Source organism: Arthrobacter sp. P1_C12_2 (assembly GCF_056406415.1).
On sequence record NZ_JBFUAF010000017.1, the window covers coordinates 100,706 to 111,546 of the forward strand.

At 66.1% G+C, this 10,841-nt stretch carries 14 protein-coding genes; 5 read left to right on the forward strand and 9 right to left on the reverse strand.

Annotated elements, in window-relative coordinates; translation table 11 throughout:
- Positions 1–7: 7 nt before the first annotated feature.
- From AC1DZQ_RS17120 to AC1DZQ_RS17130, 3 genes are all read left to right on the forward strand, one after another.
- Positions 8–943, forward strand: coding sequence for a type II secretion system F family protein (locus AC1DZQ_RS17120; RefSeq protein WP_476964616.1), 936 nt, complete (start codon positions 8–10; stop codon positions 941–943).
- Positions 944–950: 7 nt separating this feature from the next.
- The gene (locus AC1DZQ_RS17125; RefSeq protein ID WP_476964617.1) at positions 951–1,835 is read left to right on the forward strand and encodes a type II secretion system F family protein; all 885 of its coding nucleotides are present in this window, start codon (positions 951–953) and stop codon (positions 1,833–1,835) included.
- A 131-nt stretch (positions 1,836–1,966) separates the two neighbouring features.
- On the forward strand, positions 1,967–2,458 hold the full coding sequence (locus AC1DZQ_RS17130; protein WP_476964618.1) for an Hpt domain-containing protein: 492 nt from the start codon (positions 1,967–1,969) through the stop codon (positions 2,456–2,458).
- A 65-nt stretch (positions 2,459–2,523) separates the two neighbouring features.
- On the opposite strand, the gene AC1DZQ_RS17135 is transcribed toward AC1DZQ_RS17130, so the two are convergent.
- Positions 2,524–3,291, reverse strand: coding sequence for a response regulator transcription factor (locus AC1DZQ_RS17135; protein WP_476964619.1), 768 nt, complete (start codon positions 3,289–3,291; stop codon positions 2,524–2,526).
- 208 nt (positions 3,292–3,499) lie between these two features.
- Here AC1DZQ_RS17135 and AC1DZQ_RS17140 point away from each other — a divergent pair, with 208 nt between their 5' ends.
- Positions 3,500–5,197, forward strand: coding sequence for a sensor histidine kinase (locus AC1DZQ_RS17140; RefSeq protein WP_476964620.1), 1,698 nt, complete (start codon positions 3,500–3,502; stop codon positions 5,195–5,197).
- Here AC1DZQ_RS17140 and AC1DZQ_RS17145 read toward each other — a convergent pair.
- The 8 genes from AC1DZQ_RS17145 to AC1DZQ_RS17180 form a co-directional block, all read right to left on the reverse strand.
- Complete coding sequence (locus AC1DZQ_RS17145) at positions 5,194–6,084, reverse strand: tRNA pseudouridine synthase A (RefSeq protein WP_476964621.1); 891 nt, start codon at positions 6,082–6,084, stop codon at positions 5,194–5,196. The two genes, AC1DZQ_RS17140 and AC1DZQ_RS17145, sit on opposite strands and share 4 nt — an antisense overlap.
- 31 nt (positions 6,085–6,115) lie before the next feature.
- Entirely contained in the window at positions 6,116–6,679 is a 564-nt protein-coding gene (gene rplQ, locus AC1DZQ_RS17150) for a 50S ribosomal protein L17 (protein ID WP_476964622.1), read from the reverse strand.
- 77 nt (positions 6,680–6,756) lie between these two features.
- The gene (locus AC1DZQ_RS17155; RefSeq protein WP_277526269.1) at positions 6,757–7,767 is read right to left on the reverse strand and encodes a DNA-directed RNA polymerase subunit alpha; all 1,011 of its coding nucleotides are present in this window, start codon (positions 7,765–7,767) and stop codon (positions 6,757–6,759) included.
- 133 nt (positions 7,768–7,900) lie between these two features.
- The gene (rpsK, locus tag AC1DZQ_RS17160) at positions 7,901–8,302 is read right to left on the reverse strand and encodes a 30S ribosomal protein S11 (protein WP_018773682.1); all 402 of its coding nucleotides are present in this window, start codon (positions 8,300–8,302) and stop codon (positions 7,901–7,903) included.
- Positions 8,303–8,354: 52 nt separating this feature from the next.
- Positions 8,355–8,729 (reverse strand): 30S ribosomal protein S13, encoded by a 375-nt coding sequence (gene rpsM, locus AC1DZQ_RS17165; RefSeq protein ID WP_028275004.1) that lies wholly within the window; start codon positions 8,727–8,729, stop codon positions 8,355–8,357.
- A gap of 174 nt (positions 8,730–8,903) precedes the next feature.
- Positions 8,904–9,017: a 50S ribosomal protein L36 gene (gene rpmJ, locus AC1DZQ_RS17170; RefSeq protein WP_009358722.1), complete on the reverse strand. Its 114-nt coding sequence runs from the start codon at positions 9,015–9,017 to the stop codon at positions 8,904–8,906.
- Between the two features lie 69 nt (positions 9,018–9,086).
- Positions 9,087–9,308 carry a translation initiation factor IF-1 gene (gene infA / locus AC1DZQ_RS17175; RefSeq protein ID WP_009358723.1) on the reverse strand — a complete coding sequence of 74 codons (222 nt, stop codon included), beginning with the start codon at positions 9,306–9,308 and terminating at the stop codon, positions 9,087–9,089.
- 188 nt (positions 9,309–9,496) lie between these two features.
- Positions 9,497–10,456 (reverse strand): P1 family peptidase, encoded by a 960-nt coding sequence (locus AC1DZQ_RS17180; protein ID WP_476964623.1) that lies wholly within the window; start codon positions 10,454–10,456, stop codon positions 9,497–9,499.
- 148 nt (positions 10,457–10,604) lie between these two features.
- On the opposite strand from AC1DZQ_RS17180, the gene AC1DZQ_RS17185 reads away from it, so the two are divergent.
- On the forward strand, positions 10,605–10,841 hold a 237-nt coding region (locus AC1DZQ_RS17185), incomplete at its 3' end, for a hypothetical protein (protein ID WP_476964624.1).

Genomic DNA, 10,841 nt, shown 5'->3' on the forward strand with positions numbered 1-10,841 from the left:
TCCGTCCATGACTCTGCTGCCCATCGGCGTCGGCCTGCTCTTCAGCGCAGTGGTGGTCCTGGGGATCGTGCTGCTCGCCCCCGGCGGGGCGAGTATCCCGCTGGACCGGCGCAGACCCGTCCAGAGTCATTCAGACTCGCAGCTGACGCGGTTCGCCGGCTCAGCCGTCCACCTGGTCGACGGCTTCTTCTCTGGCCGCAAAGTCCGGCTTTTCAACCGCGAGTCGCTGGAACAGGCCGGCCTGCGCCTGGGCCAGGCCGACTTCTACGTCCTGCTCCTCGCCGGCGCGGTTGCGGGTGGCGTTGCCGGGTTCGTCGTCGCGGGGCCGTTGCTGGCGGTCCTGCTGGTGCTGCTGGCACCGGTCGTGGGGCACCTCGTGCTCGGCTTCCTGACCGGCAAGCGCCGCACCAAGTTCGACCAGCAGCTCGGCGACACCCTTCAGTTGCTTTCCGGCGGCCTCCGGGCGGGACACAGCATCATGCGCGCCATCGACGCTGCCGCGACCGAATCGCAAAGCCCGACGTCGGAGGAGATGCGCCGGGTGGTCACCGAGACCAGCCTGGGCCGGGACCTCCTGGACTCCCTCACCGACACGGCGGACCGGATGCGGAACGAAGACTTCGTCTGGATCGCCCAGGCCATCCAGATCAACCGTGAGGTGGGCGGGAACCTGGCCGAAGTCCTGGACCAGGTCAACGAGACCATCCGCGAGCGCAGCGAGATCAAAGGGCACATCAAATCGCTCGCCGCCGAGGGCAAGTTCTCCGCCTACATCCTCATGGCCATGCCGATCGGGATTGTGGTGATGCTGATGCTGGTCAATCCCGGCTACATGAACGTCATGTTCACGCACGCGCTGGGCTGGGGCATGATGGCCGCATCCGTCATCCTCATGACCATTGGTGGTCTGTGGATGCGCAAGATCATCGACCTGAAGTTCTGAGGCGGCCATGGCACCTGCTGTACTTATTGCCATGCTGCTGGTGGCGTTGCCGCTCGGCTATCTCGCGTGGTCGATGCTCTCCGTCGACCGCAGGTCGCAGCGCGCCATGCGGGAGTTGCTCGCTCTGGGCGCGGACGCTGCCGAACTCACCCGGCCGGAGCGCAGCAGCCTGCTGGAACGGGCCGGTTACCGGCTGACTCCCGCGGCCTACGTCCGCAAACTGGACCGGCTGCTGTCCCTCGCCGGGCGTCCCGCGTCGCTGCCGCTGGGCCGCGTGCTCGCGGCCAAGCCGCTCCTTGGCCTGCTGGGTGCCCTGCTGGGCTTCTACATCAGCGCCAACGGCCCGACGCCGATCCTCAAGCTCGTCGGCATCTTTGTGCTCCTGCTGGGCTACTTCATCCCCGATCTCCTGCTCTACAGCAAAGGGCAGGAGCGGCAGAAAACGATGCAGCTGGAACTGGCCAACACGCTGGACCAGATGCTGATCTCCGTGGAAGCGGGCATGGGCTTCGAAGGCGCCATGGCCCGGGCCGGCGAGAACGGCAAGGGCCCGCTGGCGGAGGAACTGATCCGGACCCTGCAGGACATGCAGGTTGGGCGCAGCCGGCGCGAGTCGTACGTGGCACTGGCGGAACGGACCAACGTGCCCGAGCTCCGCAGCTTCGTCCAGGCAGTGGTCCAGGCCGACACCTACGGCATTGCCATCAGCCGGGTGCTGCGAGTGCAGGCGAAGGTCATGCGGGTCAAGCGCCGGCAACGGGCCGAGGAGAAGGCCATGAAGCTGCCCGTCACCATCTTGTTTCCCCTGCTGTTCTTCATCTTCCCCGTGCTTTTCATCGCCATCCTGGGTCCGGCCGTCATCAACGCCATTGACACGTTCAGCGGCCACTAAGCAGCCGCCGTCATCATGGAGACCAGCCGGCAATAGCAGCTGTCTTTGGTACCCCTGCGGAAAGCCTCAGGGTTTCCGCAGGATAGACCGGGCTGCAAGGCATCGCCCGCATCAGCAAGTAGCGTGGTCACATGTCCCTTCCAAGCGCTTGCCCCGACGACGGAGATGCGAGCATTGCCCTCGCTCCCATAACCTCTCCCGGACTGCCGGCGCCTGCCCAGACGGCATCCAGTGCGCCCGCGGCCGTCCCGGAAGCCCTGACGGCGGCGGCCCCGCTTGTGGACCCGGCCGCACTTCAGGATCTGGGCGCCCAGCTCGACAGTCCCGCCGTGGCGAAGGGATTTGCCCGGGACTACACCCGGATGTGGGACCAGCGCTACCGCTCGCTGGCGTCGGCCCTCGAACGCGGGGATCTCGCCGGCTCGATGGACGCCGTGCTGAGCCTGAAGACGTCCTCGGCCATGGTCGGAGGCCTGCGTCTGGCCCAGCTCGCCGGCGAACTGGAGAACGCCCTCAGGGCCGGAGACATTGGCCGCGCCCTGTCGCTGCTGCGCGACGTTGCCGAGCGCGGCGGGGAAACCGTAGACGAGCTCCAGTTCAGCTATGTCCTGTGGGACAGCTAGGGCCAGCGGGACCGTTGCCCCGTACAGGCGGCCCGGGCGCCGGGCGCAGGAAGCCCTGCCGGGGGCTACCGCGCCGGCGACAGCCGGTAGCCCACGCCGCGGACGGTCTGCAGCCAGCGCGGCTGCACCGGGTCCTCGCCGAGTTTCCTCCGGAGGTTGCCGATATGCACCTCGACGGCGCGTTCGTCGGACTCGCTGATGTAGGCGTCCGCCCGGTAGTAATCGCCCCGGACCACCCGCACCAGTTCGGTCTTGGACCGCACGGCGCCGGCGCCCTTGAGGAGCGCCTGCAGGAGGTCGAACTCGCTGCGGGTCAGGCTGACCGCCACGCCGTCGACACTCACGGACCGGGTCTCGGGGTTCAGGTCCAGGCCGTTGTGGTGCAGCACAGGGCTCCGGGACTCTGCCGGGGCGGCGGCAGCCTCAGGAGCCGTCCCGGATACTTCCGCGGCACGGATGTCCTGCCGGGGCCGGCGCATCATGGCGCCCACTCGGGCGCGCAATTCCCGGGGCCGGAAAGGTTTCGCCAGGAAATCATCGGCCCCGGTATGAAACGCCGTCAGCGTGTCCAGTTCGTCGGTTCGCGCCGTCAGCATGACCACGTAGGCGTCGCTGAACTGCCGGATCCGGCGCAGCACCTCGAAGCCGTCGATATCGGGAAGCCCGACATCGAGGGTGACCACGCTTGCCTCCCGCGCCCTGACGACGTCGACCCCTTCACGCCCGCCGGCCGCCGAATGAACTTCGAAGCCTGCCTGGCTCAATACGGCTTCGACAAGGTTCCGAACATCTTCGTCGTCTTCTACTACGACGGCGACTCCCAGATCGGTCATGGCCCCCCTCATGTGTCACGCTGCGCTGCCGTTCGCGGATGCGGTGGCAGCAATGATCTCGCCGGTCCCCACCGGCATTGTCAGAATACCCACCATATGGGGCAAATTCCCGGCAGCTCGGTAACAGAAATGGCAAAACTTCGATTTATGTCAAATTTGCGTGACACAAGGTGTAAAACTGGAGCAACGGGAAGGGAGCGCGGCGTCTTTGCTTAGACTGCGGCTGATCCAAAGTGCGGATCGATACGGCAAGGCTCTGGGGCCGCGCGCGCGGGTCTTCGCCTGCCAGTTGCCGCTGGCCCTGATGATGGCCGGAGTCGTAGTTGCTGCCCCCGCTGCCTGGCCCGGCCTCGCGGACAGCACCCTGTGCCGGAACGCCCTTGCCCTGCAGGCCGCGCTCCTTGCGGCCTGCGTCCTGGTTCCGTGGCAGCGCTTTGGGCCGTTGACGCCGCTCGTCATTCCCGTCCTGGACCTGGCCGCGATCGGATTGCTCCGGGACGGCACCACGGCCGGACTGCCGGATCCCGGGGTGCTCTCGGTCCTGCCCGTGGTGTGGATTTCGGCATCCAGGCTGTCCGCCCCCGCGAGCCTTTCACTGAGCTTCTCGGTGCCGCTGCTGGCCGCTCTGCCCTGGCTCCTGGCGGATCACTCGGCACCGCCTGCAGCCCGCACGGCCGAAGCCATGCTGGTGCCGCTGATGATGCTCGCGGTCTCCCTGGCCATGCGTTTCGCGCGGGCGCGCCTGCGGCACGAGCAGTGGCGGATCAAGTCCAAGGAAGCCGAGCTGGAGGTCCTGCTCGCGGACAGCCGGGAACGTGAACGGCTCCTGAACACCATTCTTGACACCGTCGACGTCGGGATCGTGGCAGTGGACGCCGGCGGCCGCCGCCTGCTGACAAACACGTGGCAGACCGAACTGGAGCAATCAGCGGCCGCGGCGCCCCGCCCGACGGCCGAACCGGCGGCGGACGTACTGCCGGAGGAGGAAGGCCAGCTCCTGCTGACCGGGCAGGACCGAAGCACCCCGTTGCCGGTGGAACGACGTCCCATCCGCCGGGCGCTGGCCGGTGAGTCCTTTGCCGACTACCTAGTCTGCTTCGGTGAGGCGGCGGCCAGCCGGGTGGTCTCGACGGGAGCCCGGCCCTTGAAGAACGACGCCGGCGACTTCCGCGGCGCCGTGGTGGTCTTCAACGAGGTCACCGGCCTGGTGGATGCCCTGGGAGCGAAGGACGAGGTGGTCTCCACCGTCTCCCACGAATTCCGCACGCCGCTGACGTCCATCATCGGCAACCTGGACCTGGTACTTGCGGACACGGAGGGCCTGGACAGCCCGGTGGTACGCCGTGTCGAGGTGGCGCAGCGCAACGCGGAGCGCCTGCTGGCCCTGGTCTCGGACCTTCTCATGTCCGCCAGCGCCGCAGTTCATGTCCATCCCCGCCGCACTGACCTCGCCGGGCTCGTGGAGGCCAGCCTCGGCTCGGCCCAGGCCCACGCCCAGGCGTCCCGCGTCTGCCTCGCCATGGACGTCCAGGGGCCGCTCTGGGCCCACGTGGACCCGCTCCGGATCAGCCAGGCCCTGGACAACCTCGTCTCCAACGCAATCAAGTACTCACCCGACGGCGGATCGGTGCGGGTCTCCGCCAGCACCGGCGACGGCCTGGTGCGCCTGCACGTCGAGGACACCGGGATGGGCATGACCGCCGCCGACGCCGGGCGGGTCTTCACGCGCTTCTTCCGCAGCCCGGCCGTCCGTGACGGATCCATTCCGGGTGCCGGCCTGGGGCTGTCCATCACCAAGGCCATTGTGGAACGGCACGGTGGATCCATCTCGTGCCGCACCCGTCCAGGGCACGGCAGCACCTTCACCCTCGAGCTGCCCTCCGACGGACCCCCGGCCGCGTTCTAGGCGCGCAGGGCCCGGGTCAGTTCGGCCCGGGCCAGCATGCCGCCAGCTGTCGGGTAGGCCACTTCCTCGAGTACCAGCGGATGCGGGGCTGCCAGCACGGAGCGGGCGTCGCGCTGCCGGGCGAGGAGCCGCTCGTAAAGCCAGCCCGGGGCCTCTACGCCCTCCCCCACATACAACGCCGAGCCCACCAGGGAGCGGACCATGTTGTGGCAGAACGCGTCGGCCTGGACGGTGGCAACAATCACCCCGTCGGTGCCGCGCGCGAATTCGAAGCGCTGCAGTTCACGGATGGTCGTCGCGCCTTCGCGGGGCTTGCAGTAGGAGCGGAAATCCTGCAGCCCGAGCAGCGGTGCGGCGCCCTCGTTGAGGAGGCCGACGTCGAGCGGTTCCCTATGCCACAGGGTCGAGGCGCGTCCCAGCGGGTCCCAGAGCGCGGGGCCGTCCGCGATCCGGTAGGAATAGCGCCGCCAGAGGGCGGAGAACCGGGCATCGAAGCCGTCGGGCGCCACACTGACCCTGTGGACCTCTATGGCCCCGCTGAGGTCGCCTAGGCCCCGGCTCAAGGCGCCGCGGATGCGGCGGAGCAGGGCGACGGCGGGATCCAGTTCGGCGCCCCGGTTCAAGCCCAGCCATTCCGCCTCGCTGAGGTCCAGGTGGACCACCTGGCCGCGGGCGTGCACGCCGGCGTCGGTGCGCCCGGCGACCGTGACCCGGATGGGGCGGCGGATCAGCAGCGCGAGGGCCTCCTCCAGGACGCCCTGGACGGTGCGCAGCCCCGGCTGCACGGCCCACCCGCTGAACGCGCCGCCGTCGTACGCCACATCCATCCGGATACGCAAAAACCCGCCGCCCCCCAAGACGGGGGCAGCGGGTTTGAGCTCGTTCATAGACTTAAGTCTATAAGAAAGATTTAGCGAATTACTTCGCGTCCTTCTCGGACTCAACAGCTGCTTCCTCAGCGGCCGGAGCCTCTTCGGCAGCGGCTTCGGTCTCAACGACCTCAGCCTCGGGAGCCTCTTCGGTCTCGGCAACCGGAGCTGCTTCGGCCTTCTCGGCGTCCTTCTTGTCTGCATCGCGCTTGGCGGCGGAGGTAGCCTCGGCTACGACGGCCTGCTTCGCGGAAACCGGCTCAAGAACCAGTTCGATGACAGCCATGGGAGCGTTGTCGCCCTTGCGGTTGCCGATCTTGGTGATGCGGGTGTAGCCGCCATCGCGGTTCTCCACTGCCTGTGCAATGTCGGTGAACAGCTCGTGGACGATGCCCTTGTTGCTGATCAGGCCGAGTACACGACGGCGGGAAGCGAGGTCGCCACGCTTGGCGAAAGTCACCAGGCGCTCGGCGTACGGCTTCAGGCGCTTGGCCTTGGTGACCGTGGTGGTGATCCGCTTGTGCTCGAAAAGTGCGGCGGACAGGTTCGCGAGCATAAGACGCTCGTGAGCCGCTCCGCCTCCGAGGCGCGGACCCTTAGCGGGGGTAGGCATAATAGTTTCTCCTCATATGGAAGCCGTTGGGCTGCGCACACCATGGTGCATCCAGCCAGCCGGCCAAGATCTGTTGGTTAGAGCTCGTCGTCGCTGAACGCGGCGTCGTCCTCTTCGATGGCTGCGGCACGCGCTGCGAGATCGAAACCGGGAGGGGAGTCCTTGAGGGACAGGCCCAGTTCGACCAGCTTGGCCTTGACCTCATCGATGGACTTCGCACCGAAGTTACGGATGTCCATGAGGTCAGCCTCGGAGCGGGCAACGAGTTCACCCACGGTGTGGATGCCCTCACGCTTGAGGCAGTTGTAGGAACGGACCGTCAGGTCCAGATCCTCGATCGGCAGGGCCATGTCGGCTGCCAGGGCAGCGTCCGTCGGCGACGGGCCGATCTCGATACCTTCAGCTGCGGTGTTCAGCTCGCGGGCCAGACCGAACAGTTCCACCAAGGTGGTACCTGCCGAAGCAACGGCGTCGCGCGGGGCGATTGCCTGCTTGGTCTCGACGTCGACAATGAGCTTGTCGAAGTCAGTGCGCTGCTCAACACGGGTAGCTTCCACGCGGAAAGTAACCTTCAGGACCGGCGAGTAGATCGAGTCGACCGGGATACGGCCGATCTCGGAGTCGCCGGACTTGTTCTGAGCTGCCGAAACGTAGCCGCGACCGCGCTCGATGGTCAGTTCGAGTTCGAACTTGCCCTTCGAGTTCAGCGTGGCAATGTGCAGATCCGGGTTGTGGAATTCGACGCCGGCCGGCGGAGCGATGTCCGCGGCGGTGACGACTCCCGGGCCCTGCTTGCGCAGGTAAGCAACAACCGGCTCGTCGTGCTCGGAGGAAACCGACAGGCTCTTGATGTTCAGGATGATCTCAGTGACATCTTCCTTGACACCCGGAACCGTGGTGAACTCATGCAGCACGCCATCGATCCGGATGCTCGTTACAGAGGCACCGGGGATGGAGGAGAGCAGGGTACGGCGGAGGGAGTTTCCGAGGGTGTAACCGAAGCCCGGCTCCAGCGGTTCAATGATGAACCGTGAGCGGTTTTCGGAGACGACCTCTTCGGAGAGGGTGGGGCGCTGTGCAATGAGCACTTAGGTTTCCTTTCGGCGAGCATCCGCTATATGACGCAACACAGGTGGTGGAAAGATCGGTCTGAAGACTTAACGCGGCCGGGCCTGCCCGGACCGATGAGGGTCCGGGCAAGCTCCTGGGCGCTGGAAAGCCTTAGACGCGGCGGCGCTTCGGCGGACGGCAGCCGTTGTGGGCGCTGGGGGTGACGTCCTGGATGGAGCCAACCTCGAGGCCAGCGGCCTGCAGCGAGCGGATGGCGGTTTCGCGTCCGGAACCCGGTCCCTTGACGAACACGTCAACCTTGCGCATGCCGTGCTCCTGTGCACGCTTTGCGGCGGCTTCGGCGGCCATCTGGGCAGCGAACGGGGTGGACTTACGCGAGCCCTTGAAGCCAACCTCACCGGACGAAGCCCAGGAGATGACAGCACCGTTCGGGTCCGTGATGGACACGATGGTGTTGTTAAAGGTGCTCTTGATGTGCGCCTGGCCCAGCGCGATATTCTTCTTGTCCTTCTTACGCGGCTTGCGAACCGCGCCACGAGTCTTCGGGGGCATTTTTTCTCCTACAGAAAGTTATTGGGGGAAAGCCTCGTTAATCCCTCAGGGATTAACGGGCCTTCTTCTTGCCTGCGACGGTGCGCTTCGGGCCCTTGCGGGTACGTGCGTTGGTCTTCGTACGCTGTCCGCGTACGGGCAGGCCCTTGCGGTGGCGAATACCTTCGTAGCTGCCGATTTCAACCTTGCGGCGGATATCAGCGGCCACTTCGCGGCGAAGGTCACCCTCAACCTTGTAGTTGCCTTCAATGTAGTCACGCAGCTCAACCAGCTGCGCGTCGGTCAGGTCCTTGACCCGAACGTCAGCGCTGATGCCGGTAGCAGCCAGGGTTTCGTGTGCACGGGTCTTGCCCACGCCGTAGATGTAAGTAAGCGCAATTTCCAACCGCTTTTCGCGGGGAATGTCTACGCCAGCGAGACGAGCCATATTGGCAGTACTCCTTGTATAAACCGGAGGTCGTAGGCAGTACACCCGCAGTTTCAGTGCGGCCCCAGCCTCCGACCGGGGGTTAGCTGTCCGGGCTCAATACGTCCCAGTTCAGCTTGTGCTGCCTTTATTTACTTGCGTGGGTTAGCAACCCAGGGTTTCCCGTGAAGGAAATTAGCCCTGGCGCTGCTTGTGGCGCGGGTTCTCGCAGATCACCATGACCCGGCCATTACGGCGGATCACTTTGCACTTTTCGCAGATCTGCTTGACGCTCGGCTTGACCTTCATGGCGTTCCTTTGCGTGTTGCAGTTGGTCAGCTGGACCGGCCCTCGGCTGTTGCCCTGGCCGCCCAGTGTTTACTTGTAGCGGTAGACGATACGACCACGTGTCAGGTCGTAAGGGCTCAGCTCCACCACTACGCGGTCCTCGGGGAGGATCCTGATGTAGTGCTGGCGCATCTTTCCAGAGATGTGTGCCAGAACGATGTGCTTGTTGGTGAGCTCAACGCGAAACATCGCGTTGGGCAGCGCCTCGGTCACAACGCCCTCGATCTCAATGACCCCGTCCTTCTTGGCCATACCCTCCGCTAACTGTTGTTGCCGCAGCCTCCCGGTTTGCACCGGTCATGACCGCGGACGTTTTTGATTGATTGGCTGGTGCCACCGAACCCCAAAAGGGCACACCGGGGCAGACAACCAACAGACAACACTACGCCATTGCGGCCCGATTGTTAAATCCTGAGATAAAACCGTCCATCGTAGCGCACTCAGCGTCCGTACGCACCTAACGTCCCGGCGGCCGTAGTCACTGCCTCCGCCCGCGCGATCCCGTCGAGGATGGCCAGCCGGACGACGTCGGCGGCCGCGCTCTGCAGGGTAATGAGGCTTATCTGCCGGGCCGTCGTTGTGCTGCGGTCAAGCGCGACCGCGCCCGTCGCCAGGGCGAACACGGTATCGCCGTCGGCGAGGGTGTGGCTCGGCGCCAGGGCCCGGGCCAGTCCGGCATGGGCCGCAGAGGCCGTCCGCTTGCAGTCTGCCTTGTCCAGGACGGCATCGGTGGCGACGACGACGAGGGTGGTGTTCAGCGGGGGCGGTTCCTGCGTGCTCGGGCCATCCGACGCGGGTTCCACCCGTTGCGGCGATGTGCCAAATGGGAGTCCCAGCGCATTAACGACCGCTAGCGCCGCTACAACGACCCCATTGTCTAAAGTGATGGAGGCGGTGCCCACTCCCCCTTTGTATTGACCCCGGCCGATTGCCGCTCCTGTGCCGGCGCCGACGTTGCCGCGGCCGACGTCGTGCCCTTCCGGCTGCCCGGCGGCGGCGGCCGTCGCCGCGTAGCCCATCGCCTCGCCGGGGCGGGCAGAGAAATCGCCGCCGCGGCCAAGGTCGAAAATCGCGGCCGCCGGCACGATCGGAACCAGCCCGCCGGGGACCGGGAAGCCGCGGCCGTTCTCCTCGCACCAGCGCTGGGCGCCGTGCGCCGCGGCGAGGCCAAACGCGCTCCCCCCGGTCAGGACCACGGCGTCCACGGTCTGGGACAGCGTGGTGGGATCCAGCGAGTCCGTCTCATGCGTCGCGGGTCCGCCGCCCCTGACATCGACCGAGCCCACCGTGCCCGGCGGCGGCAGAACCACCGTCACCCCGCTCAGCCAGCCGTCGCCGGACTTCTGGACGTGGCCTACCCGGATCCCGGCGACGTCGGTGATCGCTCCCGTTGCTCCCATGGCTCTATTGTGCGCCCCAGGCGCAAACCACTGCCCGCAGCGGTGCCAGCTACCCTGCGACACGCAAAATCCCTGGCGCTACCGGTATTCCCTCTCTGTCAGCCTGTCGTGAGACAGATTGTCTTCGCGACAGGCKGGCGGGTTGGGCATGACGAAGTCGACTGGGAAGGTGCCGTTCCGGACTCTTGAGGAGAAGCTTTCGATCCTGGAGAAGTACGAGGCTGCCCCGCGTGGTCAAAAGGGTGCGGTGTTGCGTGAGTATGGGATTTCGGGGCATGCGGTCGGGATTTGGGCTTACGCTCGGGATCATGATGAGTTTGCTGCGACTCCCACGGGTAAGCGGTCCTCGCGTGAGGGTGCCATGACACCGAAGCGGCAGAGTGCC

What these genes read in the sequence shown, in the direction of transcription:
- AC1DZQ_RS17120 (WP_476964616.1), top strand. Translation starts at nt 8, where the DNA reads ATGACTCTGCTGCCCATCGGCGTCGGCCTGCTCTTCAGCGCAGTGGTG.
- AC1DZQ_RS17125 (WP_476964617.1), top strand. Translation starts at nt 951, where the DNA reads ATGGCACCTGCTGTACTTATTGCCATGCTGCTGGTGGCGTTGCCGCTC.
- AC1DZQ_RS17130 (WP_476964618.1), top strand. Translation starts at nt 1,967, where the DNA reads ATGTCCCTTCCAAGCGCTTGCCCCGACGACGGAGATGCGAGCATTGCC.
- AC1DZQ_RS17135 (WP_476964619.1), bottom strand. Translation starts at nt 3,291, where the DNA reads ATGACCGATCTGGGAGTCGCCGTCGTAGTAGAAGACGACGAAGATGTT.
- AC1DZQ_RS17145 (WP_476964621.1), bottom strand. Translation starts at nt 6,084, where the DNA reads ATGAACGAGCTCAAACCCGCTGCCCCCGTCTTGGGGGGCGGCGGGTTT.
- rplQ (WP_476964622.1), bottom strand. Translation starts at nt 6,679, where the DNA reads ATGCCTACCCCCGCTAAGGGTCCGCGCCTCGGAGGCGGAGCGGCTCAC.
- rpsK (WP_018773682.1), bottom strand. Translation starts at nt 8,302, where the DNA reads ATGCCCCCGAAGACTCGTGGCGCGGTTCGCAAGCCGCGTAAGAAGGAC.
- rpsM (WP_028275004.1), bottom strand. Translation starts at nt 8,729, where the DNA reads ATGGCTCGTCTCGCTGGCGTAGACATTCCCCGCGAAAAGCGGTTGGAA.
- rpmJ (WP_009358722.1), bottom strand. Translation starts at nt 9,017, where the DNA reads ATGAAGGTCAAGCCGAGCGTCAAGCAGATCTGCGAAAAGTGCAAAGTG.
- infA (WP_009358723.1), bottom strand. Translation starts at nt 9,308, where the DNA reads ATGGCCAAGAAGGACGGGGTCATTGAGATCGAGGGCGTTGTGACCGAG.
- AC1DZQ_RS17180 (WP_476964623.1), bottom strand. Translation starts at nt 10,456, where the DNA reads ATGGGAGCAACGGGAGCGATCACCGACGTCGCCGGGATCCGGGTAGGC.